This is a genomic window from Amycolatopsis sp. NPDC051371 (genome assembly GCF_040682155.1).
GTDB lineage: Bacteria > Actinomycetota > Actinomycetes > Mycobacteriales > Pseudonocardiaceae > Amycolatopsis.
The window spans coordinates 1-23,718 of sequence record NZ_JBFBAG010000038.1 but is presented as its reverse complement, the minus strand read 5'-3'; the positions used below and the strand labels follow the sequence as shown (position 1 = coordinate 23,718).

Annotated in this window: 26 protein-coding genes; 13 read left to right on the top strand and 13 right to left on the bottom strand. The window is 71.6% G+C overall.

Annotated elements, in window-relative coordinates; all coding sequences use genetic code 11:
* Positions 1–15: 15 nt before the first annotated feature.
* From AB0M59_RS37140 to AB0M59_RS37130, 3 genes are all read right to left on the bottom strand, one after another.
* On the bottom strand, positions 16–1,824 hold the full coding sequence (locus AB0M59_RS37140) for a glycosyl transferase (RefSeq protein WP_364624796.1): 1,809 nt from the start codon (positions 1,822–1,824) through the stop codon (positions 16–18).
* A 95-nt stretch (positions 1,825–1,919) separates the two neighbouring features.
* Positions 1,920–2,705 carry an IclR family transcriptional regulator gene (locus AB0M59_RS37135; RefSeq protein WP_364624794.1) on the bottom strand — a complete coding sequence of 262 codons (786 nt, stop codon included), beginning with the start codon at positions 2,703–2,705 and terminating at the stop codon, positions 1,920–1,922.
* 55 nt (positions 2,706–2,760) lie between these two features.
* Entirely contained in the window at positions 2,761–3,351 is a 591-nt protein-coding gene (locus tag AB0M59_RS37130; RefSeq protein ID WP_364624792.1) for a TetR/AcrR family transcriptional regulator, read from the bottom strand.
* Positions 3,352–3,446: 95 nt separating this feature from the next.
* Between AB0M59_RS37130 and AB0M59_RS37125 the strand changes: the two genes are divergently transcribed.
* From AB0M59_RS37125 to AB0M59_RS37110, 4 genes are all read left to right on the top strand, one after another.
* Positions 3,447–4,367: an oxygenase MpaB family protein gene (locus AB0M59_RS37125; protein ID WP_364624790.1), complete on the top strand. Its 921-nt coding sequence runs from the start codon at positions 3,447–3,449 to the stop codon at positions 4,365–4,367.
* Positions 4,368–4,376: 9 nt separating this feature from the next.
* Complete coding sequence (locus AB0M59_RS37120) at positions 4,377–5,402, top strand: LLM class F420-dependent oxidoreductase (protein ID WP_364624788.1); 1,026 nt, start codon at positions 4,377–4,379, stop codon at positions 5,400–5,402.
* 124 nt (positions 5,403–5,526) lie between these two features.
* Positions 5,527–6,858 carry an MFS transporter gene (locus AB0M59_RS37115; RefSeq protein WP_364624786.1) on the top strand — a complete coding sequence of 444 codons (1,332 nt, stop codon included), beginning with the start codon at positions 5,527–5,529 and terminating at the stop codon, positions 6,856–6,858.
* Entirely contained in the window at positions 6,845–8,260 is a 1,416-nt protein-coding gene (locus AB0M59_RS37110) for an aminotransferase class V-fold PLP-dependent enzyme (protein ID WP_364624784.1), read from the top strand. Before AB0M59_RS37115 ends, AB0M59_RS37110 begins: the two co-directional genes overlap by 14 nt.
* A 1-nt stretch (position 8,261) precedes the next feature.
* On the opposite strand, the gene AB0M59_RS37105 is transcribed toward AB0M59_RS37110, so the two are convergent.
* The 8 genes from AB0M59_RS37105 to AB0M59_RS37070 form a co-directional block, all read right to left on the bottom strand.
* Positions 8,262–8,534 carry a DUF6295 family protein gene (locus AB0M59_RS37105; protein WP_364624782.1) on the bottom strand — a complete coding sequence of 91 codons (273 nt, stop codon included), beginning with the start codon at positions 8,532–8,534 and terminating at the stop codon, positions 8,262–8,264.
* Positions 8,535–8,545: 11 nt separating this feature from the next.
* Positions 8,546–9,286, bottom strand: coding sequence for a dienelactone hydrolase family protein (locus AB0M59_RS37100; protein WP_364624780.1), 741 nt, complete (start codon positions 9,284–9,286; stop codon positions 8,546–8,548).
* Positions 9,283–10,977 (bottom strand): MFS transporter, encoded by a 1,695-nt coding sequence (locus AB0M59_RS37095; RefSeq protein WP_364624778.1) that lies wholly within the window; start codon positions 10,975–10,977, stop codon positions 9,283–9,285. Before AB0M59_RS37095 ends, AB0M59_RS37100 begins: the two co-directional genes overlap by 4 nt.
* A complete protein-coding gene (locus AB0M59_RS37090; RefSeq protein WP_364624776.1) occupies positions 10,974–11,408 on the bottom strand; it encodes a MarR family transcriptional regulator in 435 nt (144 codons plus the stop codon). The genes AB0M59_RS37095 and AB0M59_RS37090 overlap by 4 nt, the downstream gene beginning before the upstream one ends.
* 80 nt (positions 11,409–11,488) lie before the next feature.
* On the bottom strand, positions 11,489–12,544 hold the full coding sequence (locus tag AB0M59_RS37085) for a GTP-binding protein (protein WP_364624774.1): 1,056 nt from the start codon (positions 12,542–12,544) through the stop codon (positions 11,489–11,491).
* On the bottom strand, positions 12,541–12,690 hold the full coding sequence (gene rpmF / locus AB0M59_RS37080) for a 50S ribosomal protein L32 (protein WP_364624772.1): 150 nt from the start codon (positions 12,688–12,690) through the stop codon (positions 12,541–12,543). Before rpmF ends, AB0M59_RS37085 begins: the two co-directional genes overlap by 4 nt.
* Entirely contained in the window at positions 12,690–12,944 is a 255-nt protein-coding gene (locus tag AB0M59_RS37075; protein ID WP_364379636.1) for a type B 50S ribosomal protein L31, read from the bottom strand. Before AB0M59_RS37075 ends, rpmF begins: the two co-directional genes overlap by 1 nt.
* Positions 12,941–14,191, bottom strand: a complete 1,251-nt coding sequence (locus AB0M59_RS37070) for a GTP-binding protein (protein ID WP_364624770.1) — start codon at positions 14,189–14,191, stop codon at positions 12,941–12,943. Before AB0M59_RS37070 ends, AB0M59_RS37075 begins: the two co-directional genes overlap by 4 nt.
* A 78-nt stretch (positions 14,192–14,269) precedes the next feature.
* Between AB0M59_RS37070 and rpmB the strand changes: the two genes are divergently transcribed.
* The 7 genes from rpmB (at position 14,270) to cobA (ending at position 19,518) form a co-directional block, all read left to right on the top strand.
* Positions 14,270–14,506, top strand: a complete 237-nt coding sequence (rpmB, locus tag AB0M59_RS37065) for a 50S ribosomal protein L28 (RefSeq protein WP_364624768.1) — start codon at positions 14,270–14,272, stop codon at positions 14,504–14,506.
* Positions 14,506–14,673, top strand: coding sequence for a 50S ribosomal protein L33 (gene rpmG / locus AB0M59_RS37060; protein WP_003091682.1), 168 nt, complete (start codon positions 14,506–14,508; stop codon positions 14,671–14,673). The genes rpmB and rpmG overlap by 1 nt, the downstream gene beginning before the upstream one ends.
* On the top strand, positions 14,673–14,978 hold the full coding sequence (rpsN, locus tag AB0M59_RS37055; protein ID WP_364624766.1) for a 30S ribosomal protein S14: 306 nt from the start codon (positions 14,673–14,675) through the stop codon (positions 14,976–14,978). The genes rpmG and rpsN overlap by 1 nt, the downstream gene beginning before the upstream one ends.
* Positions 14,975–15,229, top strand: a complete 255-nt coding sequence (gene rpsR / locus AB0M59_RS37050; RefSeq protein ID WP_364624764.1) for a 30S ribosomal protein S18 — start codon at positions 14,975–14,977, stop codon at positions 15,227–15,229. Before rpsN ends, rpsR begins: the two co-directional genes overlap by 4 nt.
* Before the next feature lie 88 nt (positions 15,230–15,317).
* A complete protein-coding gene (locus AB0M59_RS37045) occupies positions 15,318–16,379 on the top strand; it encodes a MoxR family ATPase (protein ID WP_364624762.1) in 1,062 nt (353 codons plus the stop codon).
* Positions 16,376–18,244 (top strand): hypothetical protein, encoded by a 1,869-nt coding sequence (locus tag AB0M59_RS37040; RefSeq protein ID WP_364624760.1) that lies wholly within the window; start codon positions 16,376–16,378, stop codon positions 18,242–18,244. Before AB0M59_RS37045 ends, AB0M59_RS37040 begins: the two co-directional genes overlap by 4 nt.
* Positions 18,245–18,291: 47 nt before the next feature.
* Entirely contained in the window at positions 18,292–19,518 is a 1,227-nt protein-coding gene (gene cobA, locus AB0M59_RS37035) for a uroporphyrinogen-III C-methyltransferase (protein ID WP_364624758.1), read from the top strand.
* Here the strand turns inward: cobA and AB0M59_RS37030 are convergent.
* Together AB0M59_RS37030 and AB0M59_RS37025 are read right to left on the bottom strand one after the other, a co-directional pair.
* Entirely contained in the window at positions 19,506–20,033 is a 528-nt protein-coding gene (locus AB0M59_RS37030; protein WP_364624756.1) for an AAA family ATPase, read from the bottom strand. The genes cobA and AB0M59_RS37030 overlap by 13 nt on opposite strands.
* 4 nt (positions 20,034–20,037) lie before the next feature.
* Complete coding sequence (locus AB0M59_RS37025) at positions 20,038–20,916, bottom strand: alpha/beta hydrolase (protein ID WP_364624754.1); 879 nt, start codon at positions 20,914–20,916, stop codon at positions 20,038–20,040.
* Between the two features lie 148 nt (positions 20,917–21,064).
* On the opposite strand from AB0M59_RS37025, the gene AB0M59_RS37020 reads away from it, so the two are divergent.
* Positions 21,065–21,907, top strand: a complete 843-nt coding sequence (locus AB0M59_RS37020) for a crotonase/enoyl-CoA hydratase family protein (RefSeq protein WP_364624752.1) — start codon at positions 21,065–21,067, stop codon at positions 21,905–21,907.
* An 11-nt stretch (positions 21,908–21,918) separates the two neighbouring features.
* On the top strand, positions 21,919–23,622 hold the full coding sequence (locus AB0M59_RS37015) for an AMP-binding protein (protein ID WP_364624750.1): 1,704 nt from the start codon (positions 21,919–21,921) through the stop codon (positions 23,620–23,622).
* Positions 23,623–23,718 lie beyond the last annotated feature (96 nt).

Below are 23,718 nucleotides of genomic sequence, written 5' to 3'. Positions count from 1 at the left end.
AAGGCCTTTCGCCGATCAGGGGGAGGAGAACGGGACGAGCAGTCCCGGGGGCGCGAACAGCGGATAGGTGACCAGCACGCCGCCGCCGGTCCGGGCGACCGACGAGGGGCGGAACAGGTCGCGCTGGCCGGTGTAGAACGCGGCCGCGCCGTCTTCGCCGCCGGTCAGCAGGACACGGCGGCGTGGTTGCCCGGCGGGGTCTTCGCCGGGGACCTCGGGGAACGCCGCGACCGCGACCGGCTGCAGGGCCGCGAGCGCGGCGATCGTCGCGATCAGCCGGGGGTCGACACGGCCCGCGCGGAGTTCGGCGGCGGCGTCCGGGGTGAAGGTGATGCGGGCCGACGCCTGGAGGGCCGCGCCGGCGTGGGCGCGCGCCGAGGACTCCGACGGTGCGGCCGGGTCGGCCGGCGGCAGGCCCAGGCGCGAGACGGTGACCCGGCGATCGCCGTCGCCGAACACCGCGGTCGCCCCGGCGTCGTCGAAGGCGGCTTCGAGGGCCGGGTAGCGGTGTCGGAGATCGGTCGCGTCGTCGGCGAAGACGGCCCATTCGGCGGGCGGGCAGGCGGCCGCGCACGCGGCGGGCGCGACGAGCATGCCGGTCGGCCAGCCGGCCTTGGCGAGTTCGGCCCAGGCGGCGTCGTCGACGAGCACGCGCGAGCCGGAAGCGTTGGCCCGCAACCACTCCTGCGCGTCGGCCATCGGGCCGCCCCGGTCGGTCGAGGGCCGCAGGGCCGGGTAGCCGTAAACCCAGCCGGCGGCGACCACCACGACGAGGACGACCGCGGCGACCGCGACGCCGGTTCCCCGCTTCGCCTCCCACCGGTGGGCGGGAACGCGCTGCCGGGTCAGCGCCTGTACGACCCCGGCCAGCAGCAACGGCGTCACCGGCAGCAGCAACGCGAGCACGGCGGTGTCCGGCACGCCCGGCACGGCCAGGGTGGCGGCGAGCAGCAGGCCGGACACCGCGAACGGCCGCAGGGACCTGACGGCCAGCGAGGCCACCAGTGCGACGGTCGACAGCACCGCCCACGCCGGGTCGAGCGCGACCCAGTCGGCGACCGACGGGCGGCCCGCGGCCGCGAGGTGCGGCCGGAGGATCCCCGCCGCCGGGCCGAACGCGATGCCGAGCCCGAGGTTGAGCAGCACCGCCACCAGCGCGGCCCGCACGGGCGCGCGCCGCACCAGCAGCCAGCCGGCGGCGGGCAGGAAGAACAGCGCCAACGGCGAGGTGAGCACCGCGGCCAGCAGGCAGACCGCGGCGAAGACGTCGTGCCGGATCCGGGCATCGGGCCTGGTCACGAGCACCAGCGCGCCCAGGGCCCAGACGACCGCCAGGTGCTCGACGACGACCAGCCGCTGCAGGCCCAGCGCCAGCGGGGACGCCGCGACCAGCAGCACCGCGGCCGCCGACGCCCACCGCGTCAAGCCGAGCCGGCGCGCCAGCACCCAGAGCAGCACGGCGCCGACGACCGCGGCGACGAGCATCGTCTCGCGGACCGCCGCCAGCGCCGTGGCCGAGCGGCCGAACGCGTCCGAGATCATCGTGTAGGCCGAGAGCTGCCACCAGCCGAACGGGCTGACGCCGGCGCCGCCGGCGTCGGTGAACGGCGTGAGGTGGCCGAGCGCGTAGGCGTGGGCGACGTTCGCGGCTTCGGCGGGCAGCGCCGGGGCCGGGGCGGCGAGGTAGAGCACCCGCAGGCCGCCGGTGAGGGCCAGCAGCGCGAGCACGATGTCGAGCGACAGCAACCGGTGTCCGGCCGCCGGCTCGAGGTGGGTCGCGGGGGAGCGGCCCGAGAACGTCGTCCCCCAGCTGTGCTGGGCCATTCGACGGATCGTAGCCGCTCCCGATCACCGGTCCAGCTCGGGACGGTTACGTCAGCCGGACGGCCTAGAGATCGTGAAAGCCTTGTCCCGCAAGATTATTTCCGACTGTCCCGAGTGGATCCGGAGAGTGTCCGGGTCAACGCGAGTGCGACCGTGCGGACGGCGGGCGCGACCCGTTCGGTCCGCATCCGGTTGGCCCAACCGGAGATCGAGACCGCGGCGACCGCGACGCCGCGGGAGTCGAGGAGTGGACTGGCGGCGCAGACGACACCGACGCCGGATTCCTCGCGTTCCAGGGCGATCCCGTCCTCCCGGACCCGGGTGAGCTGCCGGCGCAGCAGGCCCGGCGCGGTGATCGTCTTGGGGCTCATCCTGGGCAATCCGGCGTCGATCACCTGATTCACCACGGATTCCGGAGAGAAGGCGAGGATTGCCTTCCCGACTCCGGTGGCGTGCGCCGGGAACCGGCCGCCGATGCGCGACGGCAGCGTCGGCGCGTCCGGGCCGCGCAGGACGTCGAGGTAGACGACTTCGGTGCCTTCGAGGATGGCGAGGTGGACGGTGTTGCGCGTCGCCTCGCGCAGGTCGGCGAGGTACGGGCGGGCCGCTTCGACCAGTCCGCGGCGGGGTGAGGCCAGTTGGCCGATTTCGAACAGCCGGAGTCCGAGGCGCACCGCGCCGTCCTCGCGGGTGAGCAGGCCGGTGTCGGCCAGGTGGCCCACCAGCCGGTGGACCGTCGTCTTCGCGAGCCCGGTCCGGCGGGCCAGCTCGGAGACGCCGAGGGTCTCGTCACCCGGCCGGAAGGCTTCCAGGAGTGCGGCGAGCCGGGCCGCGACGAGTCCGTCGCCGCTCGCGCCGTCGTTCCGCCCAGCGGTACGCATGGGTTGAGTGTGCCCGATCTTCCCCGCCACTGTCACCAGGTCAGCGGAGGTGAGGTCAGTGGTCGTCGGCGCCCAGCACGAGCTTCACGCAGTGGGCGACGAGCCGTTCGCGCGAGACCTTCAGCGAGCCGTCGAGGTAGGCGATGAAGACGTTGCTCAGCGCGCCCACCAGCCCGACCGCGACCATCTGGCGCTCGGTTTCGTCGCCGTGGGACAGCTGCTCGCCGACGAGCGCGGCGAACACCGGCAGCAGGTGCAGGCCCCGGCGGGTCAGTGCCGGGTCGGTCAGGGGCGCGAGGAGCAGGATCCGGCCCTGGCGGGGGTCGTCGACGATCAGCTCGACGAACGCGCGCACGGCGTGCTCGGCCCGCGACGCCGGGGTCGGCGCGTCCCGCACCGCGTCGACCAGTGCTTGCCGCGCCTGCTCGCCGACGTGCTCGTAGACGGCCGCGACGAGCTCCTCGCGGTCGGCGAAGCTCTCGTAGAAGTACCGCTCGGTAAGCTTCGCGTGCCGGCAGACCGCACGGACGCTCGTCCCGGCCGAGCCCTCGGTGCCCAGCAGCTCCAGACCCGCGGAGACGAGCTGTTCGCGTCGCTGCGCCTTGCGGTCGTCCAGGGTCGTGCCCGCCCACGTGCGGCCCGGCATGGTCGCTCCTCGGTTGACTACATGTGTTGTCAGATCCTAGCCTGACAACAGCCGTAGTCAGTTCCGACTCGACGACTCGACGAGGAGAGCCGCCCATGGATGCCCCCCAACCGCTGGGCCCCGACTCGCTGACGTGGAAGTATTTCGGCGACTGGCGTGGCCTGCTCATCGCGTTGTGGGCCGGCTCGATGCAGAACATGCACCCGGGCCTCGGCGCCGGCGTCGAGCAGCACTCGCGGTTCTTCGAGGAGCGCTGGCAGCGGCTGTTCCGCTCGCTCTACCCGATCGGCGGGGTGGTCTACGACGGCCCGCGCGCGCACCGGACGGCCTTGGAGGTCCGCGGCTACCACGACCGCATCAAGGGTGTCGACGCGCAGGGCCGCCGCTACCACGCGCTCGACCCGGACACCTACTACTGGGCGCACTCGACGTTCTTCGTCAGCACGATCCTCATCGCCGACCACTTCATGGGCGGCATCGGCGAGGCGGAGAAGCGGCGGCTGTTCGACGAGCACGTCACGTGGTGGCGGATGTACGACATGACCATGCGGCCGGTGCCGGAGAGCTGGGAGGACTTCCAGCGGTACTGGAAGCACATGTGCGCCGAGGTCCTGGAGGACAACAAGGCCACCCGCGACGTCCTCGACCTGGGCGGCATCGCGAAACCGCCGTTCCTGCCGTGGCTGCCGGACCCGCTCTGGCGCCCGGTGAGCACGCTGATCGCGAAGAACTTCGTCTGGCTGACGACCGGGCTGTACGACCGCGAGATCCGCGACCTGCTGGGCCTGCATTGGACCGACCGCGACGCACGGCGGCACCGGCGGGTGGGGAAGCTGATCAACGCCGTGTTCAAGCTCGTCCCGCACGACCGCCGCTACCACCCGCGGGCCCGGGCCGGCTGGCGCCGGGTACGCGGCGAGGTGGCTCCGGACGCCGCCTTGGTCGAGACTCCACGAAGGAACCTGCCGCCGCTGTCCGAGCGGGGCAAACCCGAGCACTACGCGCCGAACGTCTAGGAGGCATTCGTGAAGCTGGGATTCCACGTCGGGTACTGGGGCAGCGGCCCGACCCCGGGGGCACTCGAAGCGGTGCTGAAGGCCGAGGAGCTCGGCTTCGACTCGGTGTGGACGGCGGAGGCGTACGGCTCGGACGCGTTCACGCCGCTGGCCTGGTACGGCTCGTCGACCAGCCGGATCCGGCTCGGCACGAACATCGTGCAGATGGCGGCGCGCACCCCGACGGCGACGGCGATGAGTGCGCTGACGCTCGACCACCTCTCCGGCGGCCGGATGGTGCTCGGGCTCGGCGCGTCCGGGCCGCAGGTCGTCGAGGGCTGGTACGGGCAGCCGTACCCGAAGCCGCTCGCCCGGACCCGCGAGTACGTCGACATCGTGCGCCAGGTGATCGCCCGCGAAGCCCCGGTGACCCTGGACGGTGAGCACTTCCAGCTGCCGTACAAGGGGGGTGCGGGCCTGGGCAAGGCGCTGAAGCCGACGGTCCACCCGCTGCGCAAGGAGATCCCGATCCACCTGGCCGCGGAGGGCCCGAAGAACGTCGCCCTCTCCGCCGAGATCGGCGACGGCTGGCTCCCGCTGTTCTTCTCACCCAAGAGCAACGCCTTCTACAAGGCGGCGCTGGAAGAGGGCTTCGCCCGTGAAGGCGCCCGGCACACCCTGGAGACGTTCGAGGTGCCGTGCTCGATCCCGGTGATCGTGCACGACGACGTCGAGGAAGCGGCGAGCTGGATCAAGCCGTCGCTCGCGCTGTACATCGGCGGGATGGGCGCGAAGAGCGTGAACTTCCACCACGACGTCTTCGCCCGGCTCGGCTACGAGGACGTGGCCGACAAGGTGCAGGAGCTGTACCTCGCGGGCCGCAAGGACGAGGCGACCGCGGCGATCCCGACGTCGCTCGTGGAGGACACGTCGCTGATCGGGCCGGCGGCGAAGATCCGGGACGAGCTGCAGGCCTGGGAGGAAACGGTGGTCACCCAGCTGCTCCTGCGCGGCGACGCGGCAACCCTGACGAAGATCGCCGAAGCGCTTTCGTGACCGCGTAGCGCGGGTCGCTCCGTGCTCCAGGTCACGACGATGGCACGATTCCCCTCGACCACTACCGGGTGCCCGCCGAGATCGAATACTCATGCGGGCACCCGGTACGCCTTCGAGGAGGACCATGGCGACGCTGTCCGGCCGGACGAGGTTCCGCTATTCGCTCGGCTCGTTCGTCACCGGGTCCTTCGGGACGGTTCCCGGCCTGGTCCTGGTCAAGTACCTGACCGACACCATGGCCGTGCCGGCCGGGTGGGCCGCCGCGATCGTCTTCGTGCCGAAGGCCTGGGACTTCTTCTTCAACCCGATCGCCGGCCGGATGTCCGACGCCGACCTGATCAAGACCGGCAGCCGGCGCCGTTTCCTACTCGTCGGCGGCATCGGTGTCGCGATCCTGTTCGCGGCGATGTTCGCCCACCCCGGCTTCGGGAGCCCGCTGCCGGACGCGCTGTACGTCGCGGTCATGTTCGCCCTCTGCGCCACGGCGTACGCCCTGTTCCAGGTGCCGTTCAACGCGCTGCCCGCCGAGCTGACCGAGTCGGCGACCGAGCGGACGAAGCTCACCAGCGTCCGGATCGGGGTGCTGGCCGTGACGATCCTGATCTGCGGGGGCGGCGCCCCGGCGATCACCGCCGGGATCGACGGGGTCGCGGGCTACCGGGTGATGGCCGTGGTGATCGGGCTGATCGTGCTGGCCGCGACGCTGCTCGTGTACTTCGGGCTCAAGGGCGCGCCGGTCGGTTCGCTGCGGCCGAACACCGTGAACCTGAAGGAGCTCGTCCGCACGCTCGCCGGCTGGCGGCCGTTCCGCTGGCTGCTCGGCACGTACTTCATCCAGGCGCTGGGCATCGGCACGGTGCTCGCCGCAATCCCGTTCTTCGCCCAGCGCATCCTCGGCAGCGAGGGCTACGGCACGATCCTGTTCGTCATCTTCGTCGGCCCGGCGCTGGTCACCATGCCGCTGTGGCCGCGGCTCGGCGACCGGGTCGGCAAGCTCAACGGCTTCCGCCTGGCGACGGCGGCGTTCGCGATCGGCCTGCTGGGCCTGGTGTTCGCCCAGTCGATCCCGCTCGTGGTGTCGTTCGTCTTCGTGGCGCTGTGCGGCGTCGGGTACGCCGGGATCTCGGTGTTCCCGCTGGCCATCCTGCCCGACCTGATCACCGCCGAAGAGGAGCGCACCGGCGAGACCCGCGCCGGGATCGCGGCCGGCGTGTGGACGGCGGGGGAGACGCTCGGGCTGGCTTTCGGCGGCGGGCTCTGGGCGCTCATCCTCGCCTTCGGCGGGTACGTCTCCAGCACCGACGCGACGACCGCCCAGCCGCACAGCGCGATCGTGGCGATCCTCGTCGGCGCGTCGATCATCCCGGGCGTGCTCATCGCGCTGGCCCTGCCGCTGCTGCGGCGCAAGGTGCTGGAGCCTCGGGAACCGCAGGAGCCGCGCCATGAACCCGCCTGAGGACGTCCTCGCGGCGCTGCGGGAATTGCGCGCGGGTGACCTGCCGACCCACGGCGGCCGCACGCTCGCCTACGTCTACGACAGCGGCCTGTCCGAAGTGGACACCCTGGGGGCCGCCGCGCACGCGCTCGCGTCGTCGGCCAACGGCCTCGACCCGACGGCGTTCCCCAGCCTGCTGCGGATGGAGAACGACCTCGTTCTCGCGGCGTCCCGGTTGCTCGGCGACGTCCCGGGCGTGGTCGGTTCGGTGACGTCCGGGGGCACGGAGTCGTGCCTGCTGGCGGTGCTCGCCGCCCGCGACGCGCACCCGGAGATCGCGTCGCCGTCGATTGTCCTGCCGACCACCGCGCACGCCGCGTTCCACAAGGCGGCGCACCTGTTCGGGCTGCGCCGCATCGACGTCCCGGTCGACCCGGTGACGTTCCGCGCCGACCCGGCCGCGATGGCCGCGGCGATCGACGACTCGACGGTGCTGGTGGTGGCGAGCGCGCCGTCGTACGCGCACGGCGTCCTCGACCCGATCGCCGAGATCGCGGCTCTTGCGCTCGAGCGCGGCGTCCGGATGCACGTCGACGCGTGCATCGGCGGCTGGGTGCTGCCGTACTTCGCCCGCCTCGGCGCCGAGATCCCGCCGTTCGACTTCCGCGTCCCGGGCGTCACGAGCATTTCGGTGGACCTGCACAAGTACGCGTACTGCCCGAAGGGCACTTCGGTGCTGCTGCACGCATCGGCGGAGCTGCGGCGCTCACACTACTTCGCGAGCGCGGCCTGGCCGGGCTACACGATGCTGAACACGACGATCCAGAGCACGCGCTCGGGTGGGCCGCTGGCCGCGGCGTGGGCGGTGGTCCGTCACCTCGGCGAGGACGGCTACCTGCAGCTGGCTTCCGCCACGCGGGAAGCGGTTTCCCGGATCCGGTCCGGCATCGCCGAGATCGACGGCCTCCAGGTGCTCGGCGACCCGGTGTCGACGCTGATCGCGTTCACGGGTTCCGGTGACTTCGACCTGTTCACCGTGGCCGACGAGATGAAGGTGCGCGGCTGGTACGTCCAGCCGCAGTTCGCTTTCGAGGCCTCACCGGTGAACCTGCACCTGACGGTGACGGCGGCGAACCACGGCAGCGAGAAGGAGTTCCTGACGGATTTGGCGGCCGCGGTCGACGCGGCCCGCGCCTCGGGTCCCGTGGTGATCGACGCCGCTGTGGCGGAGTTCGTCGCGGCCCTCGACCCGGCGACGCTGACGTCGGAGCAGTTCGCGGGTCTCTTGGCCGCGGCGGGTCTCGGCGGCGCTTCGGGCTTGCCGGACCGGATGGCGCCCATCAACGCGCTCCTCGCAACGGCGCCAGGGCCGTTGCGGGAGCGGCTGTTGCTGGAGTTCCTGGGCGCGCTTTACACGCCCTGACTCACTGGTTCCGCGAAGCCAGGCCGTCCGGCGCCGACTTGACGGCCGCGTGGATCGCGTCCGCCAGCGCCAGCGCATCCTCTTCCGTCAGTTCCAGGGCGACGCGGGCTGACGCGCCCAGGCCCGGGTTGCGGAAGTCGATGTTCACCGTGTGGCCGTACGGTGCGTGGACCGGGTGGTCGACGTACACGGTTCCCTCATTGAGGCGGAACCAGCCGCGGGCGCCCTTGCCGCTGCCTTCGAGCTCGAACTTCTCGGTCAGGTAGGTGCACATGAGCTGTCCTCTCAGGCCGTGAGCGTGCGGGAGTAGAAGTCGAGGATGCGTTCCCAGCCGTCCTTCGCGGCTTCGGGACGGTAGCTCGGGCGGTCGACGGAGAAGAACGAGTGGCCGGCGCCCGCGTACGTGTGGAACTCGTGCTGCTTGCCCAGCTTCTCCAGGTCGGCCGCCAGGACCGCGACCTCGTCCGGACCGGGGAACTGGTCGTCGGCGCCGAAGAGGCCCAGCAGCGGGCACGACAGCTGCGACGCCAGGCCGAGCAGCGGCTTCATCTGCTTCATGGCCTCCGGCGGGTCGTTGACGACGAACGCGCCGTAGCAGTCGACCGCCGCGTCGATGTCGAGCGAACAGCCGGAAAGGAACGCCTGACGCCCGCCCGAGCAGTGCCCGATGACACCGATGCGACCGTTCGCGTTTTCCAGGGCGCGAAGGTAATCCGCCGCGCCGGAGACGTCGCCGACGAGCCGGTCGTCCGGGACGCCGCCGGCCGCGCGGACCGTGGCGGCCGCGTCGTCCGGATCCGCGCCCGGTGCTTCGCGCGTGTACAGGTTCGGGCAGAGCGCGTTGTAGCCCTCGACGGCGAAGCGGCGGACCATCTCCTTCGTCGCCGCGTCGTAGCCGGGCATGTGGTGGATCACCACGACGCCGCCGCGCGGGGTCGCGTCGGTCGGCTTGGCCAGGTAGGCCTCGAGCTCGTCACCGCCGTGGCCGGTGATGGTGACGGTCCCGGCGACGATCTCGTCGGTCATCGGTTCTCCTTCGATCCCTCGGGGGTGTGGAAGTAACGCGCGCCGCGCGAAGCGGAAGCCACCGCGGCGACGACGGCCATCACCGCGGCCGCCGTGAACACGACCACCAGGCCGTGGTGGAACGGGCCGGAAACCAGCTGCGGGAAGAACTCCCCGCCGGTCAGGGCCGAGCGGTCGGCCGGGGAAAGCCCGGCCAGGACGTCCGGGCCGAGCAGGTGCCCGACCGGGTTGCTGCCGAGGAACGCCGCGAACAGCGTGCTCACCGGCGGCAACTGCGCGACGCCGTCGGCGACCGACGCCGGGACGCCGTGGGCCTGCAGCCCGCTCGTCATCGTCTGCGGCAGCGACGACGCCAGCCCGGCGATCATCAGCGAGAAGAACACACCGATCGACAGCGACGTCCCGGAGTTCTGGAACGTCGCCCGCATCCCGGAGGCCACCCCGCGCTGCTCGGTCGGCACGCTGCTCATGATCGCCGACGTGTTGGGCGCGGAGAACATGCCCTGGCCGATCCCGCTGACCACGAGCAACGCGGCGAACAGCGGGTACGGGAAGTCCACCGGCAGGGCGAGCAGGCCGAGGAAAGCCGCCGCTACCAGCAGGAGCCCGCCGGTGGAGAACGCGCGCGCCCCGAACCGGTCGGACAGGTAGCCCGACACCGGCCCGGCGATGAGGAACCCGACGGTCAGCGGCAGCATGTAGATGCCCGCCCACAGGGGTGTCCGCTCGTAGTCGTAGCCGTGCAGGGGCAGCCAGATCCCCTGCAGCCAGATGATGAGCATGAACTGCATGCCGCCCCGGGCGACCGCGGTCAGCAACGCGGCGATGTTGCCCGCGGCGAACGCGCGGATCTTGAACAGGCCGAGGTGGAACATCGGCGCCGCGACGCGGGTCTCGATGACGCCGAACAGCAGGAGCAGCAGCACGCCGGCGCCGATCCCGCCGAGCACCCACGGACTGCCCCAGCCGGTGGCGGCGCCGCCGTAGGGCTGGATGCCGTAGGTGATCGCGGCCAGCAGCAACGCGGTCCCGGCGGCGAAGGTGACGTTGCCGCCCCAATCGACCTTCGCGCGCTTCGGCGTGCCGACCTCGCGCAGGCTGCGGATCGACCAGATCGTGCCGAGCAGCCCGAACGGGACGCTCACCCAGAACACCGCGCGCCAGTCGATCTCGGCCAGCAGCCCGCCGACGACCAGGCCGAGGAACTGCCCGGCCAGCGCGGTGATCTGGTTGACCCCGAGCGCCATCCCGCGCTGTTCGGCCGGGAAGGCATCGGTCAGGATCGCGGCCGAGTTCGCCGTCAGCATCGACCCGCCGACGGCCTGCACGATCCGCCAGCCGATCAGCCACAGCGCGCCGCCGCCAGCGTGGAACGGGTCGAACGACAGGGCCACCGACGCGACGCTGAAGACGACGAAGCCGAGGTTGTACATCTTGACCCGGCCGAACATGTCGCCCAGGCGCCCGAGCGTCACCACCAGCACGGCCTGCACCAGCAGGTAGCCGAGGATCATCCAGAGCAGGTAGCCGATGTTGCCCGGCGCGAGGGGATCGAGGCCGATGCCGCGGAAGATCGCCGGCAGCGAGATGATGACGATCGAGCCGTCGAGCGCGGACATCAGCACGCCGAGGGTCGTGTTGGAGAGCGCGACCCACTTGTAGCGGCTGTTCGTGGTCCGCGTCGTCGTCACAGCTGGTCCGCCAGCCGCTCGATCAGCGGGATGGCGGTGACGAGCTCGCGCTGCTCGGCCGCGGTGAACTTCTCGGCCAGTGCGGTCGCCATCAGCCGGGTCGTGTGCGAGCGCCGGTCGGTGAGCAGCGCCACCCCGGTGTCCGTGACCGACATCAGCACCTTGCGGCCGTCGGAGTCGTCCTTGCGCCGCTGGACGAGCCCGCGGTCGACGAGCCCGGCCAGCGTGACGCCCATGGCCTGCGGCTTGACACGTTCGAGGTCGGCGAGGCAACCCGGCGTGGCCGGGCCCTCCCGGTCGAGCCGGGAGAGCACCGACCGCTCGGGCAGCGTCAGCTCCCCGACGACGTACCCCTGCCGCAACCGCCGGATCAGCCGCCCCAGGGCGACGCGCAGGTCGGCGCTCACCTGGAGGAGTTCCTCGTCCGTCACATTAGTCAACCTAGGCTGATAAACCTGGGTTGATCAACTCGGACGGAGCGGCCGCTATCGGGTGAGTCGGGAGCTTTCGCTCAGTGGACGTGGACCGGTTCCCACGCCGGGAACGGATCCGGTGCGGTCGCCTCGCCCAGGCAGTCCCGCAAGGCCGTCAGAAGTGCTTCGTCCGCCAGGTCGACGCCGATGAACACCAGCTCCTGACGCGGCTCATCCGCCACGCCCTGAGGCTCGAACCGCGCCACCGCTCCCGCCTGCGACCACAGTCCCGTCACCCCGGGCCGGGACGCCAGCGCGAAGAACCCCTTGGACCGCAAGACCGTCCCGAACTCGCCGGAGTCCAGCCGTCGCGTGACGAAGTCCCACAGCCGCGCCGGATCGAACGCCCGCGAAGCGCGGAACACGACGCTCGAGATGCCGTACTCCTCGGTCTCCGGCACGTGGTCGCCGTTCAGCTCGGCGACCCAGCCCGGCGCCTCCTGGGCCTTCACCGAGTCGTACCGCCCGGTGCCGAAGACCCGGTCGAGGGGTACCTCGCCGAAGCTGCCCGTGACGACGTCGGCCGCCGGGTTGAGCCGCCGCAGCGTCGCCACCAGGCGGTCGACGTCCGAAGCCGGGACCAGGTCCGTCTTGTTCAGCAGCAGGACGTCGGCGAACTCGATCTGGTCGACCAGCAGGTCGCTGACCGTCCGCTCGTCGCCTTCGTACTGGTCCAGCCGGCGTTCGGCCAGCGAGTCGCCCGCTGCCAGCTCGCGGGCGAAGTCCGCCGCGTCCACCACCGTCACCATGGTGTCGAGGTGGGCGACCGAGTCCAGGAACGAGAACGTCGCCGCCACCGGCATCGGCTCGGAGATCCCGCTCGACTCGATCAGCACGTGGTCGAAGCGGTTCTCGCCGCACAGCGCCGACACCTCCTCGAGGAGGTCCTCCCGCAGGGTGCAGCAGATGCACCCGTTGGTCAGCTCGACGAGGCGCTCCTGCGAGCGCACGAGCGCCGCGTCGATGTTGACCTCGCTCATGTCGTTGACGATCACCGCCACCCGCAGCCCCGACCGGGTGGCGAGGATGTGGTTGAGCAGCGTCGTCTTGCCGGCGCCGAGGAAGCCGGACAGCACCGTGACCGGGACGGTCACGAGTGGAAGTGCCTCATCAGGCGGCGCGGGACGAGCTTCGTCTCGCCGTCGACTTTGATCGGCACCAGGTCCGGCACCGCGGCTTTCCACTGCGAACGCCGGGATCGTGTGGTGCTGCGCGGCTTCTTGCGTTTCGGGACGGCCATCAGCGCGTCCCCCGCTTCCCGTAGCGGCGGTGGAACTTCTCGACCTGGCCGGCGCTGTCCATGATGCGCTGGGTGCCGGTCCAGAACGGGTGCGACCACGAGCTGATGTCGACCATGACCAGCGGGTACGTCTGCCCGTCGGACCATTCGACGGTCTTGTCGGACGTGATGGTGGAGCGGGTCAGGAACGCGTCGCCGGTGGACGAGTCCTTGAACACCACGGGGTGGTAGTCGGGGTGGATGCCTGTCTTCACTGGTCTTCCTTTCGGTTCGCCGCGGTCGCGTCGTGCCGCGCCGGGTCGGTCTCGGTGTCCTCGCACGGCTCTTCGTGCCAGTCGCCGAACGGGTCGGGGTAGCGCTGCCACCCCGCCGGGCCGGCGGCCAGTTCGTCGTCAGTGAGTAGAGCGCTGCGCAGGGCCGCGTCGATCTCGTCGGGCGTTGTCTGGTCCGTCACCACGACGAGCTCCTGCGCGCGGTCGCCGTGCACCGGGTGCCAGCGCAGGGACGCCAGGGTGCGGCGCTCCGGGGAGACGTCCGTCCACTCCGGACCGTCCGGCGCCGCGAGCCACGGCCCGGCGTGGCCGATGCCCAGCCCGCCGCCGGCCGACTCGATCCAGAACGCGACGTCCGGCTGGCTCGCCACCCAGGCGCGTCCGCGAGTCCGGATGACGCCGTCGAGGAGGACGTCCAGGGCGTCGTGCAGCCGTTCGGGATGGAACGGCCGCTGGGCGGTGAAGGTGACCACGCCGATGCCGCAGTCGGGGTGCAACGGCGGCTCGCCGCGCAGCAGCGCGCCGTGCATGTCGGTGACCTCGCCGCGCCGGGCATCCTTCGGCACGGCGTCGAGCACGCTGTGCCCGTCGATCCGGCCCAGCTCCACGCGGGGGACCGACGGCGCGACGCGGTCGAGGATCGCGGACGCCTTCGCGGCGGTCCAAGCGTCGGTGGCCGCGCCGGCCAGCACGAGGACGTCGGCGAACTCGACCTGCGAGAGCGCGACCTGCGCGACCGTGCGCTCGTCCTCCGGGCTCGCCTGCAGGTCCCGCTCGGCGAGGACGTCGTCGCCGGTCGCGTCGGCGAGGAAGGTCGCGCAGTCGACGACGGTGAGCACGGCCCGCAGGTCGACGTCGTCGCTCACCGGGTGGTCGCCGACCAGGACGTTCCGGATCGCCCAGCTCACCGGCTCCGGCTCCATGGCCTCGTCGAGCCGGACGACGATCCGGCGGACCTGCGGCATCCGCGTGAGGTGGCGCAGCAGCGGGAGCAGGTCCTCGCGCAGCGTGCACGACACGCAGCCGTGGGCCAGCTCGAGAACGGTCAGCTGGTCGCGCTGCTCGAGCCGCAGCCGGCGGCGGACGACGCCGGCGTGGATTTCGCGCAGGTCGTGGTGGACGACGGCGGTACCGGGCTCGGCGACGCGCAGCAGCTCGGCGAGCGTGGCGTTCGGTCCCGGCGCGAGACCGCTGACGAGGACGAGCGGGACGCGGGGGTGAGGGGTCACGAGTGCTCCAGGAATACGGGCGGGGTACGGTGCGTAGAGTAGATGAAAACGACAACCACTATCAACTCGGGAGGGCCCGTGTCCGCCGTGTGCCAGGTCACCGGCCGCAAGCCGGGCTTCGGCAAGCAGGTCTCGCACTCCCACCGCCGCACCTCGCGGCGCTGGGAGCCGAACCTCCAGAACCGTCGCTACTTCGTGCCCGGTGAAGGCCGCTGGGTACGCCTGCGCGTCTCCGTCAAGGGCATGAAGACGATCGACAAGCGGGGCATCGAGGCCGTCGTGGCCGAACTGAAGGCAAGGGGAGTGAAGCTGTAATGGCGAAGAGCACCGACGTCCGCCCGATCATCAAGCTGCGGTCCACCGCGGGCACCGGCTACACCTACGTCACCAAGAAGAACCGGCGGAACGACCCCGACCGGATGGTCCTGCGCAAGTACGACCCGGTCGCGCGCAAGCACGTCGAGTTCAAGGAAGAGCGCTGATGGCCAAGAAGTCCAAGATCGCGAAGAACGAGCAGCGGAAGGTGGTCGCCGCCCGGTACGTCGAACGACGTCGCGCGCTCAAAGCCGTCATCGCCTCGCCGTCGTCGTCCCCGGACGAGAAGGCCGAAGCCGTTGTCGCACTGCAGAAGCTGCCGCGCGACGCGAGCCCGACGCGCATCCGCAACCGGGACGCCGCCGACGGACGTCCCCGCGGATATCTGCGGAAGTTCGGGCTGTCACGGGTGAAGATGCGTCAAGCCGCGCACAACGGCGAGCTGCCCGGCGTCACGAAGTCGAGCTGGTGAGCCGGATGCCGAAGCCGAACCGGGACCGGCCCGCCAAGCGCCGGGTGAACTTGTTGCGCGCCAACAAGGTCACCGAGGTCGACTGGAAGGACGTCGAGCTGCTGCGGAAGTTCGTCTCCGACCGCGGCAAGATCCGCGCCCGGCGCGTCACTGGATTGACGCCGCAGCAACAGAAACAGGTCGCCACGGCGATCAAGAACGCGCGCGAGATGGCCCTGCTGCCGTACCCGGCCTCGGGTCGCGCCGGGTAATTCGGATGCGCCGGCTGGGCGGGCGCGCGACCATGGGCTCACGAAAGGGGGCGTCGCACGGGGATGTCCTGACTCGGGAGGTCCACGCTTGCACGCCCAGCTCACGATCACGCCCGCCCAGCTGCCCGAAGTCCTGCTGAACACCGCCGTCGTCCGGCCGGTGTTCCTCTGGGGCGCGCCCGGCATCGGGAAGTCCTCGCTGGTAAGGGACTTCGCCGCATCGCTGGGGCTGGAGTGCGTGTCGCTGCTGGGCACCCAGCTCGCGCCGGAGGACCTGATCGGCGTCCCGCAGATCGTCGACGGCCGCAGCCGGTTCTGCCCGCCGGAGCAGATCGCCCGCGACGAGCCGTACTGCCTGTTCCTCGACGAGCTGAACGCCGCCGCGCCCGACGTCCAGAAGGCGTTCTACTCGCTCATCCTCGACCGCCGGACCGGCTCCTACGAGCTGCCGGCGGGTTCGGTCGTGATCGGGGCGGGCAACCGGGCCACCGACCAGGCGCTGGCCCGGCCGATGGCCTCGGCGCTGGTGAACCGCCTGGTGCACGTCCACCTGCGCGCCGCCGCGGGCGACTGGCTGGTCTGGGCCGCGGGCCACGGCATCCACCCGTGGGTCGTCGAGTACCTGACCCAGCGCCCGGACCACCTCTGGAGCCCGCCGCCGAAGACCGAGGAGCCGTTCTCGACGCCGCGGTCCTGGCACATGCTGTCGGACCTGCTGCACTCCTACGGCGACCCGGACGGCGACGAGACGATCGCCCTGCTCGCGTACGCCACGCTCACGCCGGCGCACGCGGGTGCCTTCCGCGCGTACCTCAAGGTGGCCCGGCACGCTTTCGACCTGGAGGCGATCCTCAAGGGCGACGCGCGCTGGCCGGCCGAGCCGGGCGACCGCGACCTGCTCTACTTCCTCGCCGAGACGTTCCGCGCGCGCCTGGTCAAGGACCTGCCCGCGGACAAGCGGCACGCGTCGGCGACCGTCCGCCAGTTCGCTTTCCGCGCCAAGGGCCTGCTCGTCGAGCTGGCCGAGATCTCCCTGGAGATGGCCCAGCTGGTCATCGCCGACGACGAAGCGGGTCACCCGCGGCTGCCGTCGTGGTTCCTGGTCGAAGCGGCCCGTGATCTGCCGCGGCTGGTCGCGGCGCGCGCATGAGCACCGCGCGCGCGGAAGCCAAGCGCCGGGAACGGCGGAACAAGGCGATCGCCGACGGCTGGGCGCAGGCGCGCTCGAACACCGTCCTGGACCACCTCATGCGGGGTGCGAGCCTGAGCCCGGAGAGCGCCGAGGGCTGGGCCGTCGTCACCGATCGCGGCCTCGTCACCCCGAACCGCGCCCGTGACGCCGAGCCCGCCGAATGGGCCTGGGTGTTCGCGCACCTCCTGCTGCACCTCGGCCTCGGTCACCTCGACGAGGACCAGCTCACCGAGGCGGAGGCGGTCACGCCCGGCCGCGAGGTGGACGCGGTCTACGGCGCCGCGTGCTGCGTGGCCGTCCACCGGTTCGCCGAGGCGGTGCACGTCGGGACAGCCGTCCTCGACCTGCCCGAACTCCCCGGAACCGACGAGCTCGCGCTGACCCGCGCGTGGCGCCAGACGGGCGTCCCGGCGCCGTTCACCGACCTGGGCACCGGACGGCCGTGCCTGCGGCTCGCGGAGCCGATGGGCCGCTGGCAGCTGCAGTACCACGGGAAGCCGGAGCCGTGGACCGAACGGTTCGCCCGCGGGCTGATCGCGTCGGCCACCGAGGCGATGGAACGCGCTGCCGCCGCCCGCGGGCAGACGCGGCACCGCCGGGCCATGGGGGAGTGGGACCGGGCGCTGTCCTGGTTCGTCTCGTCGTTCCCGCTGCTCGGCGCGGTCGCCGCCGGGTTCACGCTGGTCGTGGACGCCGAGGTCGTGCGCGCCTGGGACATCTCCCTGGCCGCGGTCGACGCCGGGCACGGCGAGATCCACGTCAACCCGAGTGCCGCGCTGACCGCCGAAGAATGGCGGTTCGTGCTGGCCCACGAGATGCTGCACGCCGCGCTGCGCCACGACCTCCGGGTGCTGGGCCGCGACCCCTACCTGTGGAACGTCGCCTGCGACTACGTCGTCAACGGCTGGCTGGTCGCGATGGGCGTCGGCGAGCTGCCCGACGGCAGCCTGCACGACCAGCAGCTCACCGGGATGTCCGCGGAGTCGGTTTACGACACGCTGACCACGGACATCCGCCGCGCCCGCAAGCTGATGACCCTGGGCGGCCGCGCCGCGGGCGACGTTCTCGGCGACTGGCTGTCCGAGCCCGAGGCGGCCCATCGCCGGTCGTCGCAGCGCGAGCCGCGGCCGATGTCGTGGAGTGACCGTGTCCGGGGTGTCGACCTCGACGAGTTCTACCGCCGGGCGCTCACCCAGGGCCTGGAATACCACCACGCGCAGGGCCGCGGGCTGTTGCCGCTCGGGCTGGAACAGGAGATCCGGGCCTTGGACCACCCGCCGCTGCCGTGGGACGCGCAGCTGGCCCGCTGGTTCGACGAGCACGTCCGGGCGGAGCTGCCGGTGCGCGGCTACGCGCGGGCGTCGCGGCGTCAGTCCGCCACCCCGGACATCCCGCGGCCGGGCCGGGTCCGCCCCGAGCACCTCGACCGGCGCGCGACCTTCGGCGTCGTGCTCGACACGTCCGGCTCGATGAACGCGGAGCTGCTGGGCAAGGCGCTGGGCGCGATCGCGTCGTACGCGCTGGCCCGCGACGTCCCGGCGGCGCGCGTGGTGTTCTGCGACGCGGTCGCCTACGACGCCGGCTACCTCGCGGTGGAGGACATCGCCGGCCGGGTGAAGGTCCGCGGTCGCGGCGGCACGATCCTGCAGCCCGGCGTCGACCTCCTGCAGCGCGCGGCCGACTTCCCGGCCGACGGGCCCATCTTGATCATCACCGACGCGATGTGCGACCACGTCCGGCCGCGTCGTGAGCACGCGTACCTGGTGCCGCGGGGCGCGCGACTGCCATTCGTGGCCCGCGGGCCGGTCTTCCGCGTGGCATAACGCACGCTTGGCTGGCGCGAGGGTGAACCGTCAATAAACTCCCGCCCATGGACGACCCGCACTACCTCTCCGGCCTCCAGCTCACCGGCCGCCGCGTCGTGCTGTTCGGCGGCGGCAGCGTGGCCCAGCGACGGCTGCCCCGGCTGATCGGCGCCGGGGCCCGCGTCGAACTGGTGTCGCCGCACACGACGCCGTCGGTGCAGGGGATGGTGGACGCGGGCGAGCTGGTCTGGCACGAACGCCGCTACACCTCCGGTGACCTCAAGGACGCCTGGTACGCGCTGGCCTGCACCGATGACCCTTCAGTGAACGAAGCGATCTGCGCCGAGGCCGAGCGCGAACGGGTGTTCTGCGTCCGCGCCGACGAGGGCGAGTCGGGTTCCGCGGTGACCCCGGCGTCCGGACGGCACGGTGGCCTGCTCTTCGGCGTGCTCTCCGGCGGCGAGCCGCTGCGCTCGGCCGCGGTCCGCGACTCGATGCTCGACGGCCTGCACAACGGCACGATCGAGGACGGCCGCCAGCCGCACCCCGAGGGCAGCCTGCCCGGCGTGGCGCTGGTCGGCGGCGGTCCGGGCGACCCGGAGCTGATCACGGTCCGCGGCCGCCGGCTGCTTTCGCGCGCGGACGTGGTGGTCGTCGACCGGCTGGCACCGCGTGAGCTGCTGGACGAGCTGGCGCCCGAGGTCGAGATCGTCGACGCGGCGAAGATCCCGTACGGCCGCGCGGCCAGCCAGGACGTCATCAACAGCACGCTGATCGAGAAGGCCAAGGAGGGCAAGTTCGTCGTCCGGCTCAAGGGCGGCGACCCGTACCTGTTCGGCCGCGGCTTCGAAGAGGTGCTGGCCTGCGCCGAGGCGGGCGTCCCGGTGACGATGGTCCCGGGCATCACGAGCGCGTTCGCGGTCCCGGCGGTGGCGGACGTCCCGGTGACTCACCGCGGGGTGGCGCACGAGGTGGTGGTGGTCTCCGGCCACGTCGCCCCGGGCGACGACCGGTCCCTGGTCGACTGGGAGCTGCTGGCCCGCATGCGCGGCACGATCGTGCTGATGATGGGCGTGGAGCGGCTGCCGCAGTTCGCGAAGGCGCTGCTGGACGGCGGCCGCCCGTCGGACACCCCGGTGGCGATCATCGAGGACGGCACGATGCGCACCCAGCGGGCGTTGCGGTCCACTTTGGACACGGTGGTCACCGACGCGGCGGCTTCGGGGGTGCGCCCGCCGGCGATCATCGTGATCGGCCCGGTGGCCGGCCTCGCGCCGGTTCAGCCTTCGTAGGCGGCGGCGAGGATCGCGTCGGCGACCTCGGAAAGCGGCCGGCGGCCGTCGACGACGATCGTCGCTCCGAGCCGCCGGTAGGCGGCCTCGGCACGTCCGTTGGCGTCGAGTGCCGCAGCCAGCTCCTCCGGGTGCTTGCCGAAGCTGTTCGAGGTGCGGGTCAGCAGCCGGTCCCGGAGCGTGCTGTCGTCGACCACCAGGCAGACCACGAGGTCGAAGAGGGCCCGCACCTCTGCGTCGTTTTCGGCGGAACCGCAGAAGAACACGACCTTGTCGGACGCCTTCGCCGCCAGTGCCTCGACCTTCGTGCGGCTGGTCTGCCAACCGTAGCGGTCGAGCCAGCCGGCGGGCACCGGATCGGGGGGATCGGCGACGGCTTGTCCGGTCGTCCGGTCCACCCAGTGGTTGAAGCCATCCCAGTCTGCGTCGACCGCGAACTTCCGCCGGCTTTTCAGGAGCGCGCAGACCTCCGACTTGCCGACCCCCGCGTTGCCGGTCACCCACACCAGCGGCACCGGCTCAGCCCTCGTAGCAGCTCGCGGCGAAGTCCCGGATCGCGTCCGACAGGCGGGTCGGGTCCAGCCTCAGCTCGACCGGGCTGCGCGCCTGGACGAACTCCGCGTCCGGCATGTCGATCGCCAAGGTGTCCGCGTCGCCGAACGGGTGGATCGGGTCGCCCTGGTGGCCGATCACCAGCGCGCGCGTCGTGATCTTGCGGCGCACCGACTTCGGCGGCGCGATCCGGCCGAACAGCACGCCGTGCAGCAGCGCCGCCATCGGCGCCGGGCGCTGCGAGAGCGTGTCCGTCACGACGTCGACCCACTGGTTGCCGTGCGGGACCAGGGACGCCACCAGCGCCACCGCCTGGACCGTCACCGGCAGGAACCGGGCCGCCATCAGCAGCGGTGCGAACGTGAACAGCCCCGCGACGATCGCGTTGTCCAGCACCGGCATCTCGACGATCAGCCCGCGAACCCGGTCCGGCTCCCGCACCGCCACTTCCAGCGAGACGTTCGCCCCGAGCGACGTCCCGCCGATGACGGCGGAGCCGACCTCGAGGTGGTCGAGCAGCGCCAGGGTCTGCTCGGCGAACGACGGCATCGAGTAGAGCCACGACTCGGTCGGCCGGTCGGAGTCGCCGTGGCCGAGCAGGTCGAGCGTGACCACCCGGAACCCGGCGCGGGCCAGCCGGCGCGCGAGCGGGGCGTGCATCCGGCGGGTCAGCATGATGCCGTGGGTGAGGACGACGACCTTGTCGCCGCTGCCGAACTCCGTGTACCAGAGCCGGTGGCCTTCGTGGTCGAACGAGCCGGTCAGCTCGATCGGGCGGGACTCGCGCCGCGCGGGCGAGGCGGGAGGCTCGGGTTCGATCAGGGTCGCGCTGCTGGCCGGGCTCATGTCCCACCGTCCTCCCCGCGTCGTGGACACCTACGTCCAGGAAAACATCCCGTGACCACGTTGGCACAGTGGTTCCCGGCAGTGACTCGCGCGTCAATTGACAACATGCCAATGGCGGCTCGTCGCGGACATGGGTCAAGATGATTCCATGACCGCTACTGCTGACAGTTTGCCCGACCTCGTCTCCCTGAAGGTCGACATCGCCGGCGCCGTGGCCGAAGTGACGCTCCTCGGCCCTTCGAAGGGCAACGCGATGGGGCCGGACTTCTGGCGCGAGCTGCCGCTGGTGTTCCGCGCGCTGGACGCCGACCCGCAGGTCAGGGCGGTCGTGCTGACCGGCGGCGGCAAGCACTTCTCCTACGGCCTCGACCTGCCGGCGATGATGGGCGACTGGGCGCCGATGCTCGGCGGGGACAACCTGGCCGGCCCGCGGACGGCCTTCCTCGACCAGGTCCGGTCGCTGCAGGCGGCGGTCAGCTCGATCGCGGAATGCCGCAAACCGGTCATCGCGGCCGTTTCGGGCTGGTGCATCGGCGGTGGGGTCGACGTGGTCGCCGCCGCGGACATCCGCCTGGCCAGCGCCGATGCCAAGTTCAGCGTGCGCGAAGTGCGCGTCGCCATCGTGGCCGACCTCGGCAGCCTCCAGCGGCTCGCCTCGATCGTCGGCGAAGGCCACCTGCGCGAGCTCGCCCTGACCGGCAAGGACATCGACGCCGCGCGCGCCGAGAAGATCGGGCTCGTCAACGATGTCCACCCCGACCAGGAGGCGCTGCTGAAGGCCGCGCGCGAACTCGCCGGGGAGATCGCTGCGAACCCGCCGCTCGTGGTGCAGGGTACGAAGCAGGTACTGGCGACGAACACCGAGCGCCAGGTCGCCGACGGCCTCCGGTACGTCGCGGCGTGGAACTCGGCGTTCCTGCCCAGCAAGGACCTCGGCGAGGCGGTCCAGGCGTTCATGGAGCGGCGCGCGCCGGAGTTCAAGGGCGAATAAGAGGAGGCAGCGTGACCGCTTCGGAAGTCCACCACGCGTTCCGCGTCGCGCGGGACTACCTGCAGACCCACCGCGAGGACTACGACACGGCCTACCGGGACTTCGCCTGGCCGGAGTTCGACGAGTTCAACTGGGCAATCGACTGGTTCGACGTCGTCGCGCACGACCCGGACAACGCCGAGCGGTACGCGCTGTGGATCGTCGAGGAGGACGGCACCGAGAACCGCTGGACCTACCCGGAGATGTCCGGCCGGTCGAACCAGGTCGCGAACTGGCTGCGTTCGCTCGGCGTGCGCCGCGGCGACCGGCTGATCCTGATGCTGGGCAACCAGGGCGAGCTGTGGGAGACCATCCTCGCGGCGATCAAGCTCGGCGCCGTGATCATCCCGGCGTCCACGCTGCTCGGGCCGGCCGACCTGACCGACCGCGTGGAGCGCGGTGCGGCGAAGCACGTCGTGGTCCGGTCGGTGGACGCGCCGAAGTTCGCCGGCGTCGAGGGCGACTACACGCGGATCGCGGTGGGGGAGCCGGTCGAGGGGTGGCAGCCGTACTCTGCCGCGTTCGCGCACTCGCCGGAGTTCGCCCCGGAGGGCCCGACGAAGGCCGCCGACCCGCTGCTGCTCTACTTCACCTCCGGCACGACGGCGAAGCCGAAGCTGGTGCAGCACACGCACGTCTCGTACCCGGTGGGCCACCTGTCCACGATGTACTGGATCGGGCTGGAGCCGGGCGACGTCCACCTGAACATCTCCTCGCCCGGCTGGGCGAAGCACGCGTGGAGCAACTTCTTCGCCCCGTTCAACGCCGAAGCGACGGTGTTCCTCTACAACTACAGCCGGTTCGACGCGAACGCGCTGATGGCCCAGATGGACCGCTGCGGCGTCACGAGCTTCTGCGCGCCGCCGACGGTCTGGCGGATGCTCATCCAGGCGGACCTGACGGCGCTGAAGACGCCGCCGAAGAAGGTCGTCGGGGCGGGGGAGCCGCTCAACCCCGAGGTGATCGAGCAGGTCCAGAAGTCGTGGGGCGTCACCATCCGCGACGGCTTCGGCCAGACGGAGAGCAGCGTCCAGATCGCCAACACCCCCGGCCAGGACGTCGTGCCCGGCTCGATGGGCCGCCCGCTGCCCGGGTTCGTGGTGGCGCTGGTCGACCCGGTCAGCGGCGAGCGCGCGTCCGAGGGCGAGATCTGCCTCGACCTGCAGCACCGCCCGGTGGGCCTGATGACCGGCTACACCGGCGACGACGAGCGCACGTCAGCTGCGTTCGGCGGCGGTTACTACCACACCGGTGACGTCGGTTCGATCGACGAACGCGGCTACATCACCTACGTCGGGCGCACCGACGACGTGTTCAAGGCGTCGGACTACCGGATCTCGCCGTTCGAGCTGGAGAGCGTGCTGATCGAGCACGAGGCGGTGGCGGAGGCGGCGGTCGTCCCGGCCCCCGACCCGATCCGGCTCGCGGTGCCCAAGGCGTACGTCGTGCTGGCCGCGGGCCACGAACCGTCGGCGGAGACGGCGAAGGCGATCCTCGCGTACTGCCGCGAGCACCTGGCGCCGTACAAGCGGATCCGGCGGATCGAGTTCGCGGAGCTGCCGAAGACGATCTCGGGCAAGATCCGCCGCGTCGAGCTGCGAGGCCGCGAGAACGACCCGAAGCGCGCCGCGGGGACCGAGTACCGCGAAGAGGACTTCCCCGACCTCAAGTCCTGACCCGAGCGCCCCAAGGCGGCCTTGGTTGCGTTCAACGCACCGAAGGCCGCCTTGGGTGCGTTGAACGCACCGAAGGCCACCTTGGGGCGCTTGGGA

What these genes read in the sequence shown, in the direction of transcription:
- cobA (WP_364624758.1), top strand. Translation starts at nt 18,292, where the DNA reads ATGGACGACCCGCACTACCTCTCCGGCCTCCAGCTCACCGGCCGCCGC.
- AB0M59_RS37040 (WP_364624760.1), top strand. Translation starts at nt 16,376, where the DNA reads ATGAGCACCGCGCGCGCGGAAGCCAAGCGCCGGGAACGGCGGAACAAG.
- AB0M59_RS37140 (WP_364624796.1), bottom strand. Translation starts at nt 1,824, where the DNA reads ATGGCCCAGCACAGCTGGGGGACGACGTTCTCGGGCCGCTCCCCCGCG.
- AB0M59_RS37125 (WP_364624790.1), top strand. Translation starts at nt 3,447, where the DNA reads ATGGATGCCCCCCAACCGCTGGGCCCCGACTCGCTGACGTGGAAGTAT.
- AB0M59_RS37135 (WP_364624794.1), bottom strand. Translation starts at nt 2,705, where the DNA reads ATGCGTACCGCTGGGCGGAACGACGGCGCGAGCGGCGACGGACTCGTC.
- AB0M59_RS37100 (WP_364624780.1), bottom strand. Translation starts at nt 9,286, where the DNA reads ATGACCGACGAGATCGTCGCCGGGACCGTCACCATCACCGGCCACGGC.
- AB0M59_RS37105 (WP_364624782.1), bottom strand. Translation starts at nt 8,534, where the DNA reads ATGTGCACCTACCTGACCGAGAAGTTCGAGCTCGAAGGCAGCGGCAAG.
- AB0M59_RS37110 (WP_364624784.1), top strand. Translation starts at nt 6,845, where the DNA reads ATGAACCCGCCTGAGGACGTCCTCGCGGCGCTGCGGGAATTGCGCGCG.
- AB0M59_RS37130 (WP_364624792.1), bottom strand. Translation starts at nt 3,351, where the DNA reads ATGCCGGGCCGCACGTGGGCGGGCACGACCCTGGACGACCGCAAGGCG.
- AB0M59_RS37115 (WP_364624786.1), top strand. Translation starts at nt 5,527, where the DNA reads ATGGCGACGCTGTCCGGCCGGACGAGGTTCCGCTATTCGCTCGGCTCG.
- rpsN (WP_364624766.1), top strand. Translation starts at nt 14,673, where the DNA reads ATGGCCAAGAAGTCCAAGATCGCGAAGAACGAGCAGCGGAAGGTGGTC.
- AB0M59_RS37020 (WP_364624752.1), top strand. Translation starts at nt 21,065, where the DNA reads ATGACCGCTACTGCTGACAGTTTGCCCGACCTCGTCTCCCTGAAGGTC.
- rpmG (WP_003091682.1), top strand. Translation starts at nt 14,506, where the DNA reads ATGGCGAAGAGCACCGACGTCCGCCCGATCATCAAGCTGCGGTCCACC.
- rpmF (WP_364624772.1), bottom strand. Translation starts at nt 12,690, where the DNA reads ATGGCCGTCCCGAAACGCAAGAAGCCGCGCAGCACCACACGATCCCGG.
- AB0M59_RS37025 (WP_364624754.1), bottom strand. Translation starts at nt 20,916, where the DNA reads ATGAGCCCGGCCAGCAGCGCGACCCTGATCGAACCCGAGCCTCCCGCC.